The sequence below is a fragment of the Flavobacterium frigoris PS1 genome, from assembly GCF_000252125.1.
Lineage (GTDB): Bacteria > Bacteroidota > Bacteroidia > Flavobacteriales > Flavobacteriaceae > Flavobacterium > Flavobacterium frigoris_A.
The window spans coordinates 70,657-94,520 of the sequence record NZ_AHKF01000025.1 but is presented as its reverse complement, the minus strand read 5'-3'; the positions used below and the strand labels follow the sequence as shown (position 1 = coordinate 94,520).

Sequence of the window (23,864 nt, the reverse complement as noted above, 5' to 3'; positions counted from 1 at the left end):
CTACATTATTTTGATTTCTTCCGAAAAGTTATTATTTCTCTAGGGTTGTGTGGAACCGCCTGTTTCTTTTCTTAGGAAGAATTATTCTTTATCGCTGTTTAAACCCAGTACCAATCTGTGAAGTAATGCTCCTTGAATGGTGCGTTTGTATTTTTGGTCTTGATGTGTTGGTTTGTCTGGAATAGTCATTTCTATCCAACCTAAGTTTATCAATGGGTCTAAATACCTTTCTCGGTTACGAGAGTGGTTAGAAAGGCCTAAGTTTTCTAAAATTTCGACTCTCTTTTTTGGTTCGTCTAAAATATTCAGAATAGTCAGTGCTTTATCATTAAGATTATTTTCTATAATTTGAACAGCTTGGTTACTAGCTTGGTCACTAAGTTTTGCTAAGAGGTTCTCTAAAATCTCTTTTTCCTTGCTATCACTGGTTTTAGCTTGGTCACTAGCTTGGTCACTAAGTGTGTTTAAAAAGTGACTAAGCTCCTCCAAGTTATTGAAAGGAATATTCTCAATGGCTGTAATTATTTGTTCTTTTGCCAGTAAAACCGAAAGGAAATACGTGCTTTGTTCGTCTGTTTCAAAAACAGGTTCGGGCGAATTATTTTCCTTCATGGCATTTCTGATGGTAGGGAAACCAGTACCGCGTCCTTCTGTCAAGTGTAACTCTTTGAGTAAATCACCAATACGGCGGTTGCGATAATCCCGTGCCACGATGCGTTTATTTTGTTTTAGTATCTGTGCATCTACTGGTGGAACCGGACCAGGGAAACTTAGGATTTCTATTCTGTCGGGCCATAATTGCACTTCAATAGGTTTGTCCATTTCATAGCTTTTATGATAAACCGCATTAGACAAAGCCTCTTCTATGGCTTCGTAAGGAAAATTAAAATGGCGGTTGGCTTCTGCTTTATGGGCTACTTTTTCGACAACTTCCTCAATAACATTATTTCTGAAATAGTCCAATATGGCTCTTAGCTGATGGTGTAAAGGACCTTTGAAATACTTTTCGGAAAAGTTTTTACCAGTTTTGTCTTTGTGAATTACCAATTCAATCCAAGAACGTTCGAGGAATTTTTCGGGATTACGGGAAAAAAATAATAGGCCAACATTTAAGGGGCGTAATGCTTCTTTAGGGCCATTTACAATTTTCATATTGAGACATAAATCCGCAAAAGGAATCTGCTTGCTTTCTTCGTATAAATCGCTTTTTACTTCTTGAAGAAAGGCCTGAATTAAACCTAAATCTAAATCATCAATGGTTGCTTTGCCGTTTATCCTGTCGTCAAAAGGAATACGTGCCGTTAGTTCTTGTAATCGTCTTAAATTATCCTCTTTTGCAATGATGCTACGGGAACCAAAACGAATGTAGGGATAGCGTTGTGCTGCTTTTCCTTGTGTGATTGGGGCGGTATAAGGGCGGTTATCACCGGCAGGACACCATAATATTAAAATGTGTTGTCCTTGTAGTGTGTAAGGTTGTATTAAAGGAAAATAATTGGGAAGCAATTGATAGGCAAGGGTTAAAACTGCCCCTTGAATTCTATCTAAACTTTCGGGAGCTAAACCCGCAGGAGGTAAGATAGGCCTTCCATCCTTTTCTGCAATGCCTACAATGATGTAGCCACCGCCCCAATTGTTGATGTCGTTGGCAAACGCACATAGGGTATGTACAATTTCTTCAGGGTTCCAGCCTTGTTTGAATTCAAGACGTTCCCATTCTATAGCTTGTCCGTTGACTAAATCGTTTATGTTTATTGGTAATGCCATATTTTGTTTAAACTTCTGAAAACGTATTTGTTATTCGATTTTCAAATTTAGAATTTTAATTTTAAAAGCAGTTGGATTATCTATCAAGACTTTCCAATGTTAATCATTCCTTTCGCAACTTCAAGAATCTCTTTTATTGAAAATTTCTAATAATTTCAGTCTTGTCTAAAGTTTGAATAGTTATGTCGAATTGTTCACTAATAGTTGGATATTCTTTATTTTTAATAAAATCTGCGCCAACCTCTTTAAAAATATTTTTTATTAATTCAATTGAAGTTTCAATTGTTAGAAGATTAGTATCTATGTTAGTCCTTTTTTCTAATAGTGATTTTGAAATCCTATCGCTTTCACCACCCCAAAATATACCAAAAGTAAAACCATCTTCATCTTCATTTAGTCTTTTTAGACTCATTTCTTTTGTGTTAAAACAAAAAACTAGAGGTTCAAATTTAAAATAATTTCTATATTTTGAATTTTGGTTTATTTCATCGTAAAATGACACAAAGTAACTTGTTGAATGTTTACACGTGTCTTTGTACAAATTTGATATTTCATTTATAAGTTGATCGTGTTTTATTTCGACATTAAGGTTGATTAAGAAGTCTGTAAAAAAATCTTTAATTTGTTTTTTGCCAATGAATGCATTACCTGCAATTGCAATTGAGATTTTGTTTTTCAAGAAACTTTTTTCTATCTCGTCTTTGTGGTTTATGTATTTTTTTTTACCATTAACTTCATCAATGGTTGAATAAACTTCTCTAGTATCTGAAGCAGTAATTATTCCTTCTGGGCAAACAATCTTTATAATTAATGACATTTTTCCTTTTTAATATTAGTATTGTAATCATTTATATCAACTCGCAGCTAAATACCAAATTATAACAAACTATTTTTTAGTACCTCCAAGAGTTATTAACCCACTCAGGTCTGTTCTCTGAAATTAAATGTTTTTCTTCCTCAGTAGGATTCTCCATTAAATCAACATACTCAAACTTTAATATTTTTAAAAAATATCGCGAAACTGATACAGGAACCTTGGTTCCATGCATTATTAAACTATTTCCAAATTGTTTGTTTATACTTAGTATATTTTTGCCTAGAAGTCCAGCAATAACTGGATTGTCATATGGCATATCAATTGAGCTTTGGCTACATATAATAAATTCTCTCAGTACAGCCTTTTCCTTAGGATCTAATTCGGTGAGGATTTGCTTATGCTCAGCTTTTAATTTATATAGCTTGTATTCAAAATGTAATTTGTTGAATATCCAAATAATTAGATTTACTATTACAAGAACAGTAGAAAATAAAAAAGCCAAACCTACAAATCCTTCATACGTTTGAAATTTATCCAAATGGAGTTTCTTTAAAATTTCTGAACCAGAAAAAATAAATACTCCCGTGACAATTGAAACTACAAGAAAAATCTTTGTTGGTAGTTTCGTAACATCAAAAAATGATTTTAAAAAATCCATATAGTTTGGTTATAATAAATTAATTCAAATCCCCCTTAAACTCCCGTTGCAACAAACTCTGAACCAAATCCTCGCTTTTTAGATTCCTAGTAGGATTATTCATTAAGACTTTCCAATTTTAACCATTCTTTCTGCAACTTCCAGAATCTCCTTTATTGAAAAATTTTCAATTTTATTCTCTACCGATTTTTGATCTCTTTTTCTCAAAGGGTCTTTGTGGATTTCTTCTAGTGCGACTTTCATGTAGTGAATGTATTCCCCTTTATCCACAGATGCATCTTTTTTGAGTTGTTCTGAAAAACCAACTATTGATTTTGCCAACACCATTTTATAGGCGTAATCTTCAATAAGGTTTTTTTGTTTCACGTACTGATTTGCACAAAAAATTGCTGCAATTATAGGTAAAGGAATTAAAGCTATTCGGCCTATTATTAAATGAAGTTTATTCGTTGTATCTAAAGTAATCCAAACACCGAGTCCTATTGCAACTAAAATAAATAAAGAAGCTCCTATAATCCAAGTTCTCGAATATTGCCATTTTTTAGCATCTGTATGCTGAATTTGAAAAGAAGCACTTATACCTTCTGCAGTTTTGTAATTTAAAGCAGTTTTAGCACTTTCAATTAAATTATCTGCTTCTTCCAATATTTTTAATCTTTCAACATTATATTCGTTAAGTTTCTGTTTGTTCTCTTCGGTTAATTGCTGTAATTCTCCTAAACGATTGTCTCTTTCCTGAATTTTTTGGGCAAATGCACTAATTAGTTTTTCATTATTTTTAACTTCTGATAGACTTTCTTTAATTTCTTCAAGATAAGTTTCTGCCGATCCATTAACTTTAACTAAGTTTTCATTGATTGATTCCAGTTTATCAGAATTCAATACAATTTCCGTTTTCACTTCCTCTACTTCTTCTATTTTTTCTTCAAGTTCTTCGAACTTTTTAGTAATGGCTTCTAATTTTTCAGAAACTGAACTGTTTGAATTAGTTGCTTCTTCTTTTATTTCATGGATAAATTTCAAAGCTTCTTTAAACTCATTTCCTTGTTCCAAAAGTAGTTTGTTGGTATCTTGAAACAGTTCCCATCTTTCGATACTATTACGAACATTATACTTTCTTAATTTAACTTTTAAACTATCTATATGTGGATAAAGCAATTGAGGTTTTTGAATGTAACTTAGAATATAATCTAGGTCTTGAGCTATTTCATTTCTTTCTTCTAGGGTAGAAACTTGAATAAATATGTTGTGTGATTTTATAAAATAGGAGACATCAATGAGTAAGGCATTTAGACCTAAATAAATTCCTTTGCCATTGTATTCATTTTCGTTTCCAAATTTGGTACTATTGAATTGGGATGTGTCAAAAGAATTTAATGACTCTTTAATTTGGTCACGTGAAGTTTTGATTCTAAGTACTGATTGTGTTTCCATATTTATAATTCTTATTTTAATTCAATTCCCCCTTAAACGCCCGTTGTAACAAACTCTGAAACAAATCCTCGCTTTTTTCCAAGGCTTCTTGGGCTTGTTGTTTTTGCGTTTCTATATTTTCAATAGATTTTATAAAATTGTTTTGAATTTCTATTGGAGGTAAAGGAATTTCTAAATCCCCAACTACTTTGGAACTTAAGTTTTTCATCGTTACACCTTTAGCTGAATTTTCTAAAACTTGTTTAAATGAATTCGATGAGATAACTTTATATAAATAATTTATATTTAAATTGTTTTTGGGACGAATAAAGATACTTCCTGTTCCACATAAAAAACCATCTTCATTAATTGTTACAATAGCACATCTGCCCATTTCTCCTCTTCTACCAAGAATTAAATCATTGGTTTTTAATCTATATGTTTCAAGCTCTTTCAATTTGTCTTTTGAAATTGTTAATTTATTATCAATCTCAATTTTACCTTTTTTTATGTGAGTTGGATTAACTAATGGAGTTCCATTTTCTATATAATCTTCTACATGTAATAAACTTCCAAAAGGACCAATTCTAATTTTTGAATTATCGGATAATTTACTTTTCTCCCACCCCTTTTCATTTCTCACTGGATCCCCAAACATCTCCAAAAATAAACTTTGTGTTAAGGCATCATATTTTTCTATGAGTTGCTTGTTGAATTGACGCAATTGGTCTGCGGTGTCTAGGATTTCGGCTATTTTTTGTTGGGTTGAGAGATCAGGGAGGGGGATTTCTATATTTTCAAGTTCTGATTTTGAAATGTGCGGAATAGTTGCTCCAGTACAATTGTCTCTTAAGCTTTTAGATTTGGTTTGTAAAAATCTGCCTAAAAAATTCGGGAATATTTTGTAATTATCATTAATTACTAACTTGGCTAAAGTACTACCAACAGCACCTTCAAGATTATATCCAATTATTCCAGCATTTGCCCCATCCCATGCAATTAATATATCGTTTTTCGTACAAAGTACATTCGATTTATTTTGTTCAGCATATTTAAGGTTATCATCATTTCGTAAATCCCCAATTTGGATATATCTTAAATTGGACAGACTTACTTCGGTAGATTTTTTTCCTTTTGATATCTTAACTATATGTTTTAGTCTAACTTTCTGCATTAATTCAAAGTTATTGTCAATTCGTTCATTTACTATTAATTCCATATCTTTATGCTAATTACCCTTTCAAAAGTTTTTTTAAGGATTATGTTTTGAGCAGCTGCCTTCTAAGCAGGCGGTCGAAGGTTCGAATCCTTCTGCGACTACAATATAACTACTGTTAAGGTTATAGGTTGGAATCCAGTCAAGGTCAAGTTATAACTTTAGGGTTTCTGGTTCGAACCCTGTCGCGGTCACGAACCGTACTTTTTCAATGGGTGCAGGATTCATAACCCTGAAGTCATTACTGGATTCGAATCCCATCCTCTCTGCTATTTTATTTTCCGGGGGCTAGAATCCCTCTATCTCCGCGTCACTATTCTAACATTTTTTCTAATTCATTCATGGTATTCAAACGTTTTTTGTCAATTGCTTTGATATCGGCAATCAAGGTTTGTGGTTTTTCATAGATTACTTCATCATAAACAATTTCCTTATAGCGGTTAATGCTCAAGTCGTAGTCATTGGCTACAATATCGGCTTTTGGGATTAGGAAGGATTTTTGGGTTCTATCAGTCCCCACCCCATTCCTCCCCGAAGGGGAGGGAGCCGTGCCGATCGCTTTCCAATCCAACAAAATGTTTGGAATATCGCATTTGCCTTTAAACTCTTCTAAAACTCTTTCCGGGTCAGTAAAACACTGTTCGAATACCTCTTCCGATAGTTGCGCATTGCGTTTGTCGTCCAGGCTAAAACCATCGGCTTGCATGTCATAGAACCAAACGTTATCTGTCCCACCTGAATTGGTTTTAGTAAAGAATAAAATAGCAGTACTCACTCCAGCATAGGGTTTAAAAACCCCGCTTGGCATCGAGATTACGGCTTGTAATTGTTGGTTTTCCACCAATTCTTTACGAATGCTTTTGTGTGCGCCACTGCTACCAAACAGTACACCATCAGGCACAATCACGGCAGCGCGTCCACCTAGTTTTAGCATTCTCAAAATCAAGGCTAAGAATAGTAATTCGGTTTTTTTAGTTTTGGTTACGTTCAGTAAACTGCTTTCTACCTCATCATAATCCAATGCCCCTTTAAACGGTGGATTGGCCAAGATTAAGGAGTACTGACTGCTGATGTCATTGCTTTCACTCAAAGCCGAATTTCCAATAAGTGTAGGGTTTTCCATGCCGTGCAATTGCAAGTTCATGGCTGAAATGCGCATCATCGATGGGTCAATTTCTATACCGTTGAACATGTTTCGGTTGTAATGTTCACGAAAATCCTGATCCATAAACCAGTCTTCGTGTTTTTCATGTACGTATTGGGATGCGGCCACCAAGAAACCAGCTGTCCCGCAAGAAGGGTCACAAATGGTATCGTCTTTTTTAGGTTGGGTCATTTCGACCATCATACGGATAATATGGCGCGGGGTACGGAACTGTCCATTAGTTCCTGCTTCGGCAATTTTGCCCAGCATGTATTCGTATAAATCCCCTTTGGTATCGCGATTGTCCAACGGCAGTTTGTCAATTTGTTGTACTACACGATCCAACAATTTAGCCGTTGGGATCATAAAGGTTGCTCCTTTGATGTATTCAGTGAACGCACCACCATCTTTACCTAGAGTTTTCATAAAGTCAAAAACGGTGACATCATTTAAATGACGTTGCGGACGTGTGAATAATTCAAACATCACTTCCGGGTCTTTGTCTTTGAAACTGCTCCAGCGCAAGTCTTTTTGCTCTGGAGTATAAATAGGTTTGTCAGTAGTAACACCGAGCATATTGGCTCTTTTCTCAATCAAGATTTGTTTGTCGTCCAGTTGTTTCAAGAAAATAAGGTAGGTAAATTGTTCAATTACCGTTAAGGGGTTTGAAATTCCGCCTGTCCAGAAGTCATTCCAGATTTTATCTATTTGAGATTTTAAATCGCCTGTGATCATTATATTGGGTTGTTGTTATTCATTAATAAATTTGGAACCAGTCACTTGATTGTAGTATTAGACGACAAACCTAAGGTGTTAGAGTGCAGACAATGTGCATAGCTCGTTTTTTTTTCTTCAAATATACTTTTTAAACTTCATAGCACGTTTTTAAAAAAGGTTAGATTATGAATTTTTGCTAAGGTATTTAAAATTCCATACATAAAATTGAGGAAAGCCATAACGTATTGAATTTTTTAGTTTAACAAATTGATATAAAAGAGATTTAATAGTAACTGTTTTTTGACGAGCAGTTTTGCTGCAAGGATTGAATCAAATAATTTATATTAGATTATAAATATTGTCCTTCCGCAGCTGTATCTTTTTTAGGTTTGAGTCTTCCTACTACTTCTTCAACACCAAATAAGCCCGGCTTGGATCCTGTAACAGTTGCTCAATTTCAGATTGCATGATCTCTTGAACATCTTGTTTTACTTGCAGATAATTTCGCTGTACTATTGTAGTATCAATCTTCCTGATTACCGCAATATCTTTATAATTTTCTTCTTCTTTTTTAAGTGCTTCATGATCATTAACGATTTCACAATGAAACGTCTTTAATTCAATTTTGCAATCAGGATTATCAGCAACCATGCCCACAAATTCACCTGAACTCAAGGACGATATCTTGGAAGGGGGAACGGCAGATTCTAATTGTTTAGAACGGCTGATGGAAGTATCACCACTATTTATAGATAGTGATTCTCTGTCCTGCATAATTTTTCCAAACCGTTCTGATAACTGTTTGGCGGTGTCACCGGTTACCTGACCGCTAACGATATTTCCGGTGATGTTCAGAATCACATCAGCTTGTTCACGTCCATAATCTTTTCGCAACTGACTGAAGTCTTGAATTCCCAAACAAGTGGCTACTTTATTACTTCGGGCTGTAGCAATCAAACTATCCATATTATTGAGATAGATAGTTGGGAATTCATCGAAGATCAGACTGCTTTTTAGTTTGCCTTTTTGATTGACTAGTTTTATCAAACGAGAGACGTACAGAGATAAGACAGCGCCATAAATTTGAATTTTCTGCGGGTTATTTCCCATACACACAATCTTAGGTTCGGCTGGATTATTGATGTCTAATGTAAAGTCATTTCCAGATAATACATAGTACAATTGGGGAGAAGAGAGTCTGGCCATGGCAATCTTGGCCGAAGCAATTTGTCCCTCCAATTGTTCCATGGCATCATTTAGATAGGCATTGATAAACGGATTGATGAGTACTTCAATTTCTTTCTCCGTTCGTAATATCGTAAACAAACTATCATAGTCGAGTTGCATGAGTTCAATAACATGTGGCAGCGTACAGAATTCCCCTTCCTTGTACTTCCTTAGATACCATATAATTGCTGTCAGAAAATTGATAGGAGATTCGACAAAAAAGTCGCCCTGTCTTTTGATCCATTCTTTATTGAGTCCTAATAGAATCGTTCGTGCCGATTCTGCTGCATCCGTGATATCGGTCATAGCAGAAGGTTCAAGTGGGTTGCATCGGTGTGTGCGGCTTAAATCATCAAAATTGATCACATAAAACTGTGGTGGAATAGGATAGAGGTGCTTGTATTTCAACCAAGTATTATAGGTGATTTTAGAAAGGTCATCAAATTTAAAATCATAAATGAACATCGTAAACCCTTTGCGAATGTGCTGGGTGATAACATGCCGAATCACAAAATAAGATTTACCAGAGCCAGGTGTCCCCAAAACCATTAAGGCTCGAAAGGGATTGATAATATTAATCCAGCTGTTTCGAACTTTGTCTTTCAAATGATAACGTGCTGGAAGATTGATGGAGTATTCATTTTCCAAGAGTCTTTCTTCTTGGGGAAAAGTTTCATTTTCTTTATTGAAAATATCTTTGTTATTCAACTTGTTTTTTATAATCCGTGAGAGTAATGTACCTCCGGAAAGCATCAACAAAAATCCGATACAGCTAATACTGATATAAGCAATCGCTATTTCCGTAGTTTTTGCTTTTAGGTAAAGCGATAGATAACTTAAAAAGTAAATCAATACACCCGTAATGATGTAGGCAAAGGCCGTTTTGTGATTCAATTTTTCCTCTTTGCGTCCTTTGGCTCCAAGCAAGGAAATCAATAAAAAGAATAATGCAAAAACCTTGGATTTATGAAAATTACTGAACATTTCAGTACGGTGTATATTGCCCAAAATTGTATCGCTGAAGGTGCTAACAAAACCCCATTCTTTGAAAGTGGTATAGCAGTAATAATAAAAATGTAGAAGTAAAATTACGATACTGATCAGTCGAGTCATATCGAGTATTTTACGCAATGCCTGTTCGTTTTCTCCGGTTTGCATAGCCATAATAATTTCCTTTATTGGTTATCAGATTGTCCTTTTCGTTTCTTCTTTTTCTTCTTCGCTTTCAATTGATTTGGCAGATACGAGGAATCATGTTCCGACTGCGTAAATGTGTTTACCAATTTACCTATCTCCATAGTGGGTTTAGTTGTAGAATTCTTTAGTGATTCAGTAACGCTTGATGCAAGGAAAACTTCTTTTGAGTTTGCTTGTGCGGTAGTTCCATGCGATTTTTTAATTTTAGAAACGCTGGCTTTTTGCTGCGCTCCATTATTAAAACCACAGCGTTCTTGAATAGCTTTTGCACTATATTGTTTTCCTAAAGCACTACCATTAAATACACATTGCGTTTGGTGATCTACATACGTAATGCCATACAGTAAACCCTCTAAATTTTGTCGAAAAACCATAGTGATTCCAGACAGTGCTGCAATTTTTTTTAGATCCTGAATCGATATTTTTTGTGGATTGAGCAATGCCATATCAATTGTGTTTTTTATTCTGGACTTATGGGGTGTTCGTGCTTTTTCATTTACAATAAATCGTTCTTCTAAAAATTTAAGTGTTGGATGGCTATAAAAATCACTGGCTTTTATTGGAACGCCAACCTTTTCACCACTTTCATTTAATATCCGATAAACCAATCCTCTATTTTGAAATATCCTTGAATTTTCAGTACCTCGATCTGCTACGACATTGTACTGTTGGAGTACCGCATTTAATTCGGGCAAGCTCGTGTATTTATAATTTTTGAGTACTTTATCCAGTACGTTGGTTATTGCTCGTTTTGTTTCTGTGCGTCCGTATTCTACCTTGCTGGCATTAACTGGTTTTGCGACTAATTCTTTTTCTCTTTTATGTTTTTCAGCCGGAACTAATCCATACGATATTTCAATTTCTTTTCTTGCTTTTTCAGATTGGTTTCGACCAATATTCTGCATATCAATCCTGCTGCCATCAGCTCTGACTTTTATAGAAATAATATGAATATGTGGATGTCCTGCATCATGGTGCTGATAGACTAAAAACGGTTGTTCCTTAAAACCAATTTTATCCATATAGTTGTCTGCTATTTCCATCAGTTTCTCTTTTGAAATTTCTTTTTCGGTCACATCAAAATTGAGCGAAATATGAACACTGTTTCGTTTTACATTTTCATTTAAATTAGCCTGTTTCAAAAAGCGGTTTAGTTTCATGGTAAAGCTCATTTTTTCGATATCGACAGGGTAATTTCCAGCCCCAATAAATTCTGCAACCCCTTGCTGAACTTTGTTTTCATTGTAGTTTAAAATTCGATGGATGGAATGTCCCGTTTTGATTATTGCAACCATGATTCTGCCATTTTCTGAATCTGCATCTTTATTTCATCCACCTTATTGAAAAGTGTTTTTTTCTCTAGTTCATAACTGATGAGCCAGTGCTTAAAATCGGAAATTTGATTCAGAGTATGTAACTTTTTTACAGCCTGATTAAAGTTGTTTCCAATAGCGTTCAATTCTCCTCTTAGACGCATCATTTCTGCCATAAAATCGTCTAGGGATTGGTTACGGTAATTAGTAGTAATAGGCTTGTTGAATAGGTGTTTGCGAATGTACTCACTCAGCTTCCTGCAGGTACTGGTTTTCCATTTGCGTTCAATTTTCGCATACTCTTCTGACGTAAATCGTAAACCGACAATACGTGTTCTTTTTGAATTTTCTCTTTCCATCATCTCTCATTTTATTCATTACTGAACTCTTTTTGTCCTTTCAGTCTCACTGCCCACGAGTTCCGAGTGAATGGGCAGCAAGATTTGGTTGTTTAACAACCGGACATCTTGCCGATTGCAGGAACGTGGCAATCTTTTAGCTAATTATAATGGCATTGATTATTGAAGTCGTTTTTTTTGGTGGTATGTAGAATAGTTATGATTTACAGTGAAGATTGGAGTAGGAACTAGCTATTTTTTTGCCGTAAATTAATTTTCTTTGATTTTCCAAAATTCATTGCCCAGTCGTTGAGGTCATTATAGTTTTGATAGAGGTTGCTTTCATCTTTGTATTTTGTACTCAGAGAAAGTGCACGCTTCGTATAGCTTTGTCCCGTTTCATCCCGGTCAAGATAAAGCCGAATGGATTCATGATTTTCCATAAAAGGACGTGCTCTTTCGAAAAAAGAAACAGAGTTTAAAATGACAAAATCCTGACTGTTTTCAGGAAGGTTTTTGGTCATCGCTTTAAAGGATAAATAGTCAAAAAAGCCTTCAAAAACAACTACCTCATTACTGCCATTTTCACAGGTGGATATTCCCTTAGGAGAAGCTGTTGTTTTGAAATAAGGATTGCGAATTTCATAGCCTCCCAAATCATTTTTAAAACCAATTCCGTAGTAAGTATTATCATTTAAATTGTAGTGAACTTCCTTGCAAAACTGTTGTGCAATTGCAACTGGAATAGTACGCTGTTCGAGATAGCGTAAAAGCGGATAAGAAGTAAGCGTAGTCACTTCTATAATTTTAATTTTAGGTTCTTGCTGAACACTATTTTCTATTGGATAAACTATTGGCTGTTGAAGAGAAAGATTCCCACTTAAGTTGTTTAGTAATTCAGGAATGCTACACTTGTAAAATTCGATACCAAAATCAACCAAGTTTCCGCCTTTACCAAGGCCGTGGTCATACCAACGATTTAATCTGCGATTGATTTTAAAGGAAGTTTCTTTTTCATCTCTCAATGGAGACAGGTACCAGTAGTCATCGCGCCTGATTTTTTCAGGTTCAAAACCCAACGACTTTAAGTAATTAACTAAATCTATTTCTTTGGCTTGCTTTATCGAAAAGCTATTGTTGCTGAAATTCATAACATACATTTTATCAGGTTCATAATTCAGATTCCGCTTACTAAAGTAAAAAAGCTAAATCCTTTGTCCAATCCTCATCATATTTTGACTAGGATAAATTGAAGTAAGCTTCTTATTTTTGGAGTACTGAATTATTAATTTAAAACGAGATGATTATGCTAACAACAAATGATGTAGCCCAGGTTTTTGATACGATCCTTAGTATCCCTGGTATGAATGAGCTGGTGAAGATTGATTTGAAAATCTCCCGTAAAAATGTATTGTTATTAAACCATGTAATCGAACGTGGATTATTGGCAAAAGTGGATGATAAAGCATCAAACTTATTGACAAGTGTTCCAGAAGAAAATTTGGAAGAGTTGAGGTCGATAGGAGGGGAGTGTCTCTTAAAAGCCGGACTGATAGAACTAAGTGAAAAATTAAATGCGTTGAGTGGAACCACGAAGTAGGATGTATTATTAATTAGAAACATTAGAATGCCAAATAAGCTGATCTTGTTTATTTGGCATTTCTTGTTTTTAATCATCTTCGGTTCTAGTAATAGTTATTTCTATCCTTTATTCGAAAAACGGCTTGATTTTTAAATATTTTGGCTTGATTTTCAAACCATGTTTCCAAAAAAACAGATGTAATTTTGGTAAGTCTTTAAGAATGATTGTTTTAAATAGTCGGAGAGACTTTGAATCTTTTAAATCCTTATCCAGAGAAACTTCAAAGTTGTGACCATTTAGAATTCATTCGGTTTAATCCAAAAAAAAGAATGGATATGAAAGTAAGTGCATCAATAAAGAAAGGAATCTTAGAGATAATTTGTCTGTTGTACATACTGCTTTTTGTTTATGCTGCAGTAAGTAAATTACTAGATTTTGAGAACTTTCAAGTGCAACTGGGACAGTCACCATTACTAAGTGCTTTTGCAGGATCGGTTTCTTGGGGCGTACCACTTGTGGAACTAATCATAGCCTTATTGTTGCTTATTCCTAGATTTCGTTTTATAGGATTGTTAGCTGCCTTTAGTCTGATGATTATGTTTACTACATACATTATCATTATCTTGAATTATAGTTCTTCTATTCCTTGCTCTTGTGGAGGAATACTTGAAAATTTAGATTGGACTGAGCATTTGGTGTTTAATATTTTATTCGTGCTACTGGCATTTACGGGTATAATGCTGTTACTATTTAATCCGAAAAATGTTGCTTCTAAGAATCATTATAATAGAACTTTTGGAATGGTCTCTATCGCCTTATTGAGCAGTATTGCTGTTGTCGTAATAATTTTTTTATTATCGGAAGATATTACTCATCATCGCAACAACTTTATTCGTCGTTTTCCGCATCATCCAATTACAAAAATTAATGAATTAGATTTAAAACATCCGTCCTTCTATATTGCCGGAATCGAGAAGAACAAAGTTTATCTAGGCAATTATGAGGCACCTCTTCATGTCATAGTACTCGACATTGGGTTACAAACGCAAAAAAGTTATGTTATAAGACTTTCCAAATCTAACCTTCCTTTTCGATCTGTTGAGGTACGGGTTCAGCCACCATACTTTTACCTAATGGACGGAACGATCCCTTGCATATTCAGAGGAAATATTACTGATTGGAAAGCCAATTTATCGATGTATGGTAAAGTCTATTTTACTAAAGCAGAACCATTTGATTCAAAGACCTTCGTTATACGTGCTATAAGCAGTAAAAATCATGAAAATGTTTTAGGAACTATAACAATTACGGATACGATTAAAGTAAGATTAGCATCGCAGCTATTGGAAAAGCAAATTGATGGTATTTTTGATACCGATGGTAATTTAATTTATAATGAGCAATTAAAAAAGGTTCTGTATACTTACTATTATCGTAATGAGTATCTCGTATGTGATGATAGCTTAAATTTAGTACTTCGAGGTCATACCATTGATACAATTAGTCGAGCGCAAATTAAAGTAACTACTATTGATTCAAAAAATCAAATTAAGCTAAGTGCTCCACCTATCATAGTAAATAAAAGAACAGCAACTTTTGGTAATTATCTTTTTGTTCATGCCGGTCTAATGGGGCGTTATGAAACGGAAGAGATGTGGGATAAATCATCTATTATTGATGTCTATGATTTTATGAAAAATACCTATTTATTTAGTTTTTATGTTCCTAATCTTTTAAATCAAAAAATGACTGATTTTAGGATAGTTGAGGATGTTTTTGTAGCCCTATACGATCATTCTATCGTTACATATAAGATACGGACTAATGCTTATGAACCAAGGGGATTTAAGATTTTACATACACCTTGATCTTTATTAAAAAGGAATTAAAATATACTGCGCAGTATCAGGATCTCGATCGAAAACCTGTAAAAAAGAGTAGATCATTAACTTTTAATTTTAGTATTATGAAAACAAATTTTTCAAAAATGGGATTTCCCATTGCAGTAGTTGTTTTTGCGATTGCGGGAGCTTTCGCTAACAATGTTTCAAGTTCTAATTTGAGTAGCACAATTGATGTTAATGGACATCTCCCTGCTTCCTGTGAACAAACAAACGTAAAGTGTTCCACAGTTCCTAATGCGCAAATGTGTACCTCTAGTGGTCAGCAGCTTTATCGTCTGAATGCTGCTGGAACTGATTGTCCGGATGCGCTATTTAAAAAAATTTAGTAACCGTTCTTAAGCCAGTATTTATTGGTAATACAATGCTGGATTTTTTTAAAATCCAGCATTGTTGTTTTTAATTACTACTCAAATTATCTCTAAAGGGTTTCTCCTTAAGATAATGATCGAACCATTCTTTGGTACGCTGTGTCAAGTCATTTTTTGTCTCCCGTTTTAAAAAGGAGTGGTTTTCTCCTGGGTATACTAAAAATTGGTTTGGCTTTTGCAGCCTACGCAAGGCTAAATGCAGTTCGAGTCCTTGCGTCCAACTTACCATTGTATCCTCCAGGCCAGACCATATTAATAAAGGGGTGTTAATTTTTACAGCTTGTGCTACAGTTGAGTTCTCAATGTATCCCTGATAATCTTCAAAAAGGGATACTCCCATGCGTTGTTGCTGCGATTCGTATCTCCACATCCTTGGAAGTCCCCAGTTATCATCCAGACTAAGGTATTGGCTTACAAAGTCGGTAAGTGGGCAACCTGCTACCGCTGCCGCAAAAATATTGGTTTGCGACACAATATAGCCTGTTTCATAACCACCAAAAGAAGCCCCCGTCAATCCGATGTGTTGCTCTTCTACGATTCCTTTTGCTGTCACTACTTTTACTGCTGCTATCACACAATCTGTAGCCGATTTACCGGGTTCACCTACTTCATACGCTATATCAGGATATAAGACGAGATAACCATCCAAAGTGTAATTCGTCCGAGGAAAAGCATCCATTGCATTTTCTGCTGGATTGAAATAATGATGTAGTATGTGTGATTGCTTTTCGTAAATATGTACAATCATGGGATACTTTTTTCCTTTTTGAAAATTGGACGGATAGTACAATACTCCCTGCAGTGGAGTCCCTCTGGAATCGGTATACGAAATCAGTTCGTTATGCCCCCAATCAAAATGGTTCTGTTGTAGGTTGGTTTGTATCAAAATTTTTGGCTGTTTCTCCTTCTCAGTCTTAAACATCAATCTTGGGGATAGTTTAAAAGACTGTTCTCTGAATATATAGCTAGAGGATTGTTCCGCCTTTATCAAGTGATCTATCATTCGATCCTGATACACCATTTTTTTTATGTTTCTTTCTGGATGCCAATAATAATAGCCTGAAGATTTGTCATCGCCAAATGCTTCGATCAATACTCCTTTAGAGAGATCAAATTTATTACCTGGCAATTCTGCATTTCCAAACAGTTGTGAATCCGTATAGCTGTCCTCAGCAATCCGGTATCGAATGTGTTTTTCACGACCGTGTGTTATTCTTTTTTGTGATTTTCCATCGGCAGACAATAACCAAATATCATATTGATCATAAACAATCAGGTATTTTTCATCCACTGACCATCCCGGACTTCCGTAAGGCGGGGCAGTGCCTCCACAATCATAATCCACCTCATCTATGGGGATTCCCAAAGGCAATGTCAGGTTGATATGGCTATCCTCCTTACTATTGTAAACCCACCAATGCTTTTCTTTAAAATAGTTGATGAAATTTCCGGAACCAGATCCCTTGATAAAATCATATTTTCGAATCTGTTTATCCAGTATTTTTTTGCTTTCCCCAGTACGCACATCTGTTAGTACGTAATCAACAGGGCTGGCAAATTCATACTGTGGTTCATATTGCAGCGGATTATGGTTTAAAGCATAATTTCCATCTGCTAATAGTTGCGTTTTTAGAAATTCATCTGTTCCTATCTTAAACAACTTGTTTTCCTCAGGCCACCACACTACCATTTTGGAATTGTAATGCCAGCTTTCTGAATTCTTTTGGCTAGGGTAGGTCCATGGTGTTGCACCGTCCCATACCTGTACGATTTGCTTCTCCTTGGTCTGTAATTTCGGAGTGGTTGTATAAAAGAAAACCTTTTTGTCGTCCGTTGCCATTTCAATGGACTTTCTGGCCGATGGCGTTACAATTCGCAGCCCCTTAAGGATATCTTCAGAAAGCAAGGGATCCAGAATATGTAATTGGGGAGTGGTATCTATATGATTCACAAAATACAGTTTGTGATTGGTTCCTTGGTACTCATCCTGCGGGAGTTCCTGTAAAAAAGCCAGTGCATCGGCGTCTTTATTCCAAATCAAGTTTTTAAAGCGTTTTGCGGAACTCTGAATTATTTCCGAACTGCGGAAGGCTTGGTCAAGCCAAATTAGTTTTACGGCATTTTCCTGTTTTGTAATGTATGCCGCGATTTTACCACTGGCATTAAAACTATATTCCGCAATGTCTTTTGCACTGTATTTTTGTCCGGTTGCCAAATTCAAAATACAGAGTTCCTGTTCCAGTCCTGATTTTTTAAGAAAAGCCACATATGCACCATTTCCCAGAAATTCATAGGAAACCACATTCGCCGTCCATTGACATTTCCCGGTTTTTAAACTCAATATACCAAGTCCTTTTTCTGGTACTATTGCGGCCCACCATTTTCCATCTCGACTGAAATTTTCATCTGTTGCTGAAGGAAAAATGTGTTTTTTACTGCCAGTTGTTTGCTGTACAAAAACAGTATCCTTGCCTGAATCATAGGCCAGCTTATAGCTTACCCACTTACCATCAGCAGCTAATTTCTCGGAGTTAAGCGTACTCCATTGGCTGTAATCAGCAGGAGAAACGTTTCTTTTTACTGATATCTGTCCCCAAATAGTTACGGATCCCAATAAAAAAAGAAGTAAGATTGTATGTTTTTTTATTAATAAGATAGTGTCTTTCATAATTTAGTATCCTTGATTTTGAGGTAATAAATGGCTATTTGCTAGCAGTTCAGACGCAGGAAGTGGAAGTAAATTATCTCTATCTTTCCATGCTGGTTTAATTACACTCAAAACAGTACCTGTTTTTCCAGTACGTTTTAAGTCAAACCAACGGTGCCCAAATTCAGTAAACAATTCCACTCTTCGTTCTTGTAAGACAGCTTGTGATAGTTCCTCTGAAGTATTAGCAGTCGTATTTGCTAAAGTGGCTCTTTGTCTTATCTTATTGATATCATTTTTTGCTTCAGCTAGTTTTCCTAGATGTATTCTAGCTTCGGCTCGAATTAAGTATTGCTCCTCTAATCTAAAAATGATGGAGTACTCCTGAGATGTTCCTGAATTCGTATCAAGCTTGTATTTAAAAGGGAAATAATACGTGTCCGTTCCATCATTCACACTACCCAACCAATGGTTTTTTCTTTGATCTCCAGCTTCAAAGGCATTGAATAATTCTGGACTTATAGCTTCAATATTTGGCGGCGCACTAGTAAAAATAAAAGTTCGGCCTTCCATTGTATTTAAGCCCGCTACACCAGGGTGCAATTGCCAAATCGTGGAAGGACTGTCTTTCAAGAAAACTAAATCCAAATTATCCTGCCACTGATAAAAAGCTGTTTTATTAATAATTGCATTCGATTCATTCTCTGCCAACTGCCAGTTTTCCGTATATAAAAATACTCTAGCCAGTAAGGCAGAAACGGTGTATTTATTGGGGCGGATTCGTTGAGCGGAAGTATACGTTTCGGGTAATAGCTCTTTTGCTTCTAGTAAGTCTGCTATAATTTGGTTGTAGACGTCTGCTTGGGTCTGCTTTGAAATCATAGTGTTTGTTTTATAATCGGTGCTAGTGATATAGGGAATATCTCCAAACAAGTTCACCAAATTAAAGTGTATAAAAGCACGGATAAACAGCGCTTCTCCCTTCAAGCGGTTTCGATTATCTCCTGTAATCGCTGTTGAATTATCTACACCTTCTACGATAGCGTTTGCAGCGTAAATTTGATTGTAGCTAGAATTCCATAAAACGGAAACCCCACTATTGGAAGGTAGTAGTGTATGATTATAAAAGTTTTGCAAGGGAGAGTCACTAACTCCATAGTAGGTTAATTCATCTGCGTAATTTCCTAACAGACTGGAAAGTCCATCAGAATTTCCCGTTATCATGCTGTAATCTCGCATTTGAGCATAGCAGTCGGAAAGAGCTGCTGTCGCTGTTTTTACATCTTGAAAAACGGCAGTTTTGATTAGTTGCGTCTTCGGGAGATCCGTTTCAGTAAAACTATCGCAACTAAAAAGCCAAAGGCATGTAATAACTATTAAAGCAGCTATTAATGCAACTTGTATTTGTCTGTAATATTTCATCTTGTTAATTTTTATGTTATAAACCCAGTTGTACACCCAATGAGATCTGACGCAATGGTGCTATAAAAAAGGAAGATTGATTTTCAGGATCTGCTCCTTTGTAGTTCGTAAAAGTCAGTAGATTTTGTGCCTGTAAATAGACTCTAGCAGTATTAATAGCCGATCCTTTGGTAGGAACTGTGTACGATAGACTAACACTTTTTAAACGGATGTAAGAGGCATCACTGATTGTTGCACTACTATTGCTATAAGAAGACCAAGCATCGAGCGCTTCTCCGTTTTCGCCAGTAGTATACAATTGCGTTTGAGAGTTTGATCCATCCACTGGCCAATGGTTTCCTATAGCTATAGGTTGATTGACCATATCTCCAGCCCAAGAAGTGTTGTACAAATAATTTCTTGCTTTTTGTTTTACAAATTGGAATAAGAAATCCATGGACCAATTTTTATAGCTTAATTGATTAGCAAAACCTCCAAACCAGTTGGGAGCAGTGTCTTCAATCCATTGCTGATCGTTGGGGCTACTAATTTGTCCATCACTATCATAATCTTCGAAAGAATATAGTCCGGTTTGTGGATTGATTCCTGTATAGTGATATACTTTTTGAATACTAATAGATTGACCAATGAGGTATCTATTAGCATAGGGGGAGCTTTCTAGATTAGGAAATTCTAACAACTTGTTTTTGGGAAGACTCAGATTGAAATTCGAAGTCCAATTAAAATTTTTAGATCGAAATGGTTCGACTCGTAATTCCAGTTCTAATCCCGAATTTTGAACTGTTGCATTTAGATTGGCTTGTAAAGAAGAAAACCCTGTAGTTCCCGCTAATGGGATTCCTACTAATTGGTTAGAAGATCGGTTGCGGTAATACGCTGTACTTAAAAAAACACGATCATTGACAAATCCTAATTCTATAGCAATTTCTAATTTTTTATTCGTTTCCCAAGCAAAATTAGGATTGAATAGTCTTGAAGGTTGGAGACCGATGACACCATTGTAATTGTTTCCTGTAACATCATAGGTATCTAAGAACTGGTAATCGCCAATTTGATCGTTTCCAGAGGTTCCATAGCTAGCTCTAAGTTTTCCAAAGCTAAGAAATGTACTAGTATCAAGGAAGGATTCTTTTGAGAATACCCAAGCGGCACCAACAGCGGCAAAATTAGCAAAGCGATTACCAGGTCCAAATCGGCTGGAACCATCGCGTCTGCCCGTTGCATTTAGAATGTATTTACTTTTATAATTGAAATTAATTCGACCAAAAAAAGCTTGGTATTTGTATTCAGAAAAGGAGTTGCTTGAAATGTTTAAGCGCGATGCAGCTGCAAGATTGTAAATCAAACCGTTACTTGGAAACCCCGAGCCTGTTTGTGCTAACTGACTGGATTTTTGATCCTGAAAAGTAGCTCCTGCAAGGATATTAATCTCACTTTTACCTATTTTTTTTAGCCAATTTAGTTGTGGTTCCATTGTCCATGAATGGCTTGATGCATTGTTGAGGTAGAGCGTAGAGCGTTCACTACCAATTCCAAACGCAGGATTATACATTGTAGAAGGATTGATGCGATTTTCCTCTACTCGGTTATCCGTGTAACTCAGGCTCGTTTTTAATTCTAAACCCTCTAATATTTGATAGGATAGCAATGTATTGGCAATTAGCGCAGCGGTAGTAGCAGTATATCTTCCATTTAAGGTAGCTAGAGGGTTGGTCCAGGAATTATTTTCCCAGTTGAGATTTCCGTTTGCATCATACAAAGCGGGTGCATTAGGAGCAAGAACCGCTGCCTTGTAGGTAAAATCAGACGGGGGAAGTATGTTTTTATCGGCAGTATAATTTGCTGAAAAGTTTATTTTGAAACGACCGTCTTCAGTACTGTGAGTCAGGCTGGTATGTACCGCCCCTTTACCGTACTTGGCATCTCCTGGAAAAACGGTGGTTTCCTTGTGCATAGTACCGCTTAGTAAGTATTGGGTACCAGAGCTGCCACCAGATAGTGTAGCCTGTAGATTATTGGTTGTTGCAGTCCCTCCAATTAGTTCTTTTTGCCAATTGGTATACCTTGTTTGATCCCATTTTCCATTGACATCATAGGCATAACTAGGATAGGTTGTGATCCCATCATTTGAGAAAGCCTCACGGCGCATAGATAAGTATTGGTCCGTATGCATTAAGTCTAGGGTACGGGTTAGTGTTCCAAAGCTACTGTAAGCATTTAAGTTGAACTTTGTTTTTCCTGTTTTGCCTTTTTTGGTAGTGATCAAGACCACACCATTGGCCCCACGAGACCCATAGATTGCCGTAGCATCTGCATCTTTGAGTACTTCTATACTTTCTAAGTCAGTTGGATTAATACCGTTTAATGGACTAGTAGTACCCGCAAGTATGCCTGAGGAAGCGGAGCTGAAACCCAGTGATTGCGAGCTATAAGGTACACCATCCACGATGTATAGCGGTGAATTGCCCTCGGTACGGATGCTATTAATTCCCCTAATTTGAATATCAAACCCACCACCAGGCACCCCTGTGGCTTGGGTAATATTCACACCAGACATACGTCCTTGCATGGCTGCTAGCGGATTAGTCACGGGTTGTTTTTCAATATCCTTTGCCGTGATTTTTGCGATACTTCCCGTGCGTTCACTTTCTTTTACGGAATAGTAGCCTGCATTGATTTTGACCTCCTGTAGTGAAGTCGCATCTTGATGCATTTCAATATTAATTATAGTACGGCCAGCAACAGGAATAGTTAGGGTTTTGTAGCTCATAAAACTAAAAATAAGCATATCGTTGGGAGATGCCCTGATCGTAAATTTCCCATCAAAGTCAGAGATAGTAGTTTTTTGTTGCCCTTTTATAGTTATGGTCACACCAGCTAAAGGGCCTGTACCATCAGTGATGATCCCACTTATTTGGTTTTGTTGGGTGGAAGAGGGCAAGGTCGGCAGTGCTGTTTTTGCTAGAGCAGGGGTGCAGGAGATGAGGAACCCGAAAACAATCAGGTACCAAAAAGCCAATCTCCCCTTGTAAAATGAATTATTTTTCATAATATTGGGTTAGTTAATTGAAACGTTAGTTTTGTTAGCAATGGTCCTCTAGTCAACCGCCAAGAAGAGTTAGAGGGCCATTTTTTTGTTTTAAAGTTTAAAGCTTGGTGTCGAAAAGTGACTATTTTCGACATGAGATTGTGTTTTTTATAGCATAGGCAATTGGTTTTAAAGGTTATGTAAGGAAGGCGTACTACCGTTGTTTGTTGCAGCCAAACGCAGGCAGTGCCTTTCCCAACTAATTCAATGATTATTGGTATTGCGAGATTAATAAGAAGAGGCAGTGCTAAGAATAGAAGTTGAGTTTTGCCTAAATAATTGGCATAAAAAATGGCATGGAACTCAGCTTATCGTTATCGGGGTACTGGCGGTACCTTACCACGAATAAGTGAGCCCACGCCATGGGACGTGAGCATCTTACTTATCATCTCGTGGTTATTTAAACGCCAGTTTTCGATAACGAGATTCAAAGCGAATGCTTCAAATATTTTAAATGAAGGATCGCAAAATTATTTAATTTAATACTCAAAGCAAATATTACTTGATAAAAATTTAAATAATAAACAAATATAACAAAAAATACTTATTTGTTATAAGTTCTTATAACATTTTTTTAAATAAATATGACGCCTTTTGTTTAAAAGCTAGAAAATGGATAAACTTAAGGAAGAGCAGTTAATAAAATTTGGTTTGCATATTAAGAAGCTTCGTACTGAATTAAATTTGAGTCAAGATAATGTAGCATTAAACAGTGATAAACTTATTAAAGCCACAATAAGCGATATCGAAAATGGTAAAAGAAATTTATCTTTTACTACTCTTTTGGATTTAGCGAAAGGATTAGGTAAACATCCAAGGGAATTATTAGAGTACAATCATTATGAATGATTATAGTCAATATATAATTTAAAGATGCATGAGCATCTTTTTTTTGTTTTATAGCTAATCGCAACAATTGTCAATTCGGGATTATTAATTGTCAAAAACGGAGTAATTGACTTTATGATAAAAGAGGAAATCTTATACTTTCTATATTTGAGGTATGGAATGGTACGAAATAATAGGATTTATTGTGGTATGTCCTA

At 35.8% G+C, this 23,864-nt stretch carries 18 protein-coding genes; 5 read left to right on the top strand and 13 right to left on the bottom strand.

Annotation, left to right across the window (positions count from 1 at the left end; all coding sequences use genetic code 11):
• Positions 1-81: 81 nt before the first annotated feature.
• From HJ01_RS15585 to HJ01_RS15540, 10 genes are all read right to left on the bottom strand, one after another.
• Positions 82-1,767 carry an ATP-binding protein gene (locus HJ01_RS15585; protein ID WP_007139452.1) on the bottom strand — a complete coding sequence of 562 codons (1,686 nt, stop codon included), beginning with the start codon at positions 1,765-1,767 and terminating at the stop codon, positions 82-84.
• Positions 1,768-1,900: 133 nt separating this feature from the next.
• Positions 1,901-2,584 (bottom strand): hypothetical protein, encoded by a 684-nt coding sequence (locus HJ01_RS15580; protein ID WP_007139451.1) that lies wholly within the window; start codon positions 2,582-2,584, stop codon positions 1,901-1,903.
• 76 nt (positions 2,585-2,660) lie between these two features.
• Positions 2,661-3,242: a super-infection exclusion protein B gene (locus tag HJ01_RS15575; RefSeq protein ID WP_007139450.1), complete on the bottom strand. Its 582-nt coding sequence runs from the start codon at positions 3,240-3,242 to the stop codon at positions 2,661-2,663.
• A 102-nt stretch (positions 3,243-3,344) separates the two neighbouring features.
• Positions 3,345-4,676, bottom strand: a complete 1,332-nt coding sequence (locus tag HJ01_RS15570; RefSeq protein WP_007139449.1) for a hypothetical protein — start codon at positions 4,674-4,676, stop codon at positions 3,345-3,347.
• 16 nt (positions 4,677-4,692) lie between these two features.
• Positions 4,693-5,874 carry a restriction endonuclease subunit S gene (locus HJ01_RS15565; protein WP_007139448.1) on the bottom strand — a complete coding sequence of 394 codons (1,182 nt, stop codon included), beginning with the start codon at positions 5,872-5,874 and terminating at the stop codon, positions 4,693-4,695.
• 310 nt (positions 5,875-6,184) lie between these two features.
• Positions 6,185-7,750: a class I SAM-dependent DNA methyltransferase gene (locus tag HJ01_RS15560; RefSeq protein ID WP_007139447.1), complete on the bottom strand. Its 1,566-nt coding sequence runs from the start codon at positions 7,748-7,750 to the stop codon at positions 6,185-6,187.
• Between the two features lie 384 nt (positions 7,751-8,134).
• The gene (gene mobC / locus HJ01_RS15555; RefSeq protein WP_040474054.1) at positions 8,135-10,117 is read right to left on the bottom strand and encodes a conjugal transfer protein MobC; all 1,983 of its coding nucleotides are present in this window, start codon (positions 10,115-10,117) and stop codon (positions 8,135-8,137) included.
• A 17-nt stretch (positions 10,118-10,134) separates the two neighbouring features.
• Positions 10,135-11,451, bottom strand: coding sequence for a relaxase/mobilization nuclease domain-containing protein (locus HJ01_RS15550; RefSeq protein ID WP_007139444.1), 1,317 nt, complete (start codon positions 11,449-11,451; stop codon positions 10,135-10,137).
• Positions 11,439-11,831, bottom strand: a complete 393-nt coding sequence (locus HJ01_RS15545) for a plasmid mobilization protein (protein ID WP_007139443.1) — start codon at positions 11,829-11,831, stop codon at positions 11,439-11,441. The genes HJ01_RS15550 and HJ01_RS15545 overlap by 13 nt, the downstream gene beginning before the upstream one ends.
• Before the next feature lie 224 nt (positions 11,832-12,055).
• Entirely contained in the window at positions 12,056-12,958 is a 903-nt protein-coding gene (locus HJ01_RS15540; RefSeq protein WP_007139442.1) for a toprim domain-containing protein, read from the bottom strand.
• Between the two features lie 155 nt (positions 12,959-13,113).
• Between HJ01_RS15540 and HJ01_RS15535 the strand changes: the two genes are divergently transcribed.
• The 3 genes from HJ01_RS15535 to HJ01_RS15525 all read left to right on the top strand — a co-directional run bounded on the left by HJ01_RS15535 (position 13,114) and on the right by HJ01_RS15525 (position 15,619).
• Complete coding sequence (locus HJ01_RS15535; RefSeq protein WP_040474053.1) at positions 13,114-13,407, top strand: hypothetical protein; 294 nt, start codon at positions 13,114-13,116, stop codon at positions 13,405-13,407.
• Between the two features lie 230 nt (positions 13,408-13,637).
• Positions 13,638-15,257 carry a MauE/DoxX family redox-associated membrane protein gene (locus HJ01_RS15530; RefSeq protein ID WP_238531099.1) on the top strand — a complete coding sequence of 540 codons (1,620 nt, stop codon included), beginning with the start codon at positions 13,638-13,640 and terminating at the stop codon, positions 15,255-15,257.
• A gap of 98 nt (positions 15,258-15,355) precedes the next feature.
• Entirely contained in the window at positions 15,356-15,619 is a 264-nt protein-coding gene (locus tag HJ01_RS15525) for a DUF6520 family protein (protein ID WP_007139439.1), read from the top strand.
• A gap of 70 nt (positions 15,620-15,689) precedes the next feature.
• Here HJ01_RS15525 and HJ01_RS15520 read toward each other — a convergent pair whose 3' ends face one another.
• The 3 genes from HJ01_RS15520 to HJ01_RS15510 are packed head-to-tail and all read right to left on the bottom strand — an operon-like array spanning position 15,690 to position 22,779.
• Entirely contained in the window at positions 15,690-18,329 is a 2,640-nt protein-coding gene (locus HJ01_RS15520; RefSeq protein WP_007139438.1) for an alpha/beta hydrolase family protein, read from the bottom strand.
• A gap of 3 nt (positions 18,330-18,332) precedes the next feature.
• The gene (locus HJ01_RS15515; RefSeq protein WP_007139437.1) at positions 18,333-19,730 is read right to left on the bottom strand and encodes a RagB/SusD family nutrient uptake outer membrane protein; all 1,398 of its coding nucleotides are present in this window, start codon (positions 19,728-19,730) and stop codon (positions 18,333-18,335) included.
• Between the two features lie 16 nt (positions 19,731-19,746).
• The gene (locus tag HJ01_RS15510; RefSeq protein ID WP_007139436.1) at positions 19,747-22,779 is read right to left on the bottom strand and encodes a SusC/RagA family TonB-linked outer membrane protein; all 3,033 of its coding nucleotides are present in this window, start codon (positions 22,777-22,779) and stop codon (positions 19,747-19,749) included.
• Between the two features lie 330 nt (positions 22,780-23,109).
• Between HJ01_RS15510 and HJ01_RS17560 the strand changes: the two genes are divergently transcribed.
• Positions 23,110-23,301, top strand: a complete 192-nt coding sequence (locus tag HJ01_RS17560) for a hypothetical protein (RefSeq protein ID WP_138984276.1) — start codon at positions 23,110-23,112, stop codon at positions 23,299-23,301.
• A gap of 129 nt (positions 23,302-23,430) precedes the next feature.
• Positions 23,431-23,667 (top strand): helix-turn-helix domain-containing protein, encoded by a 237-nt coding sequence (locus tag HJ01_RS15505; RefSeq protein ID WP_007139435.1) that lies wholly within the window; start codon positions 23,431-23,433, stop codon positions 23,665-23,667.
• Positions 23,668-23,864 lie beyond the last annotated feature (197 nt).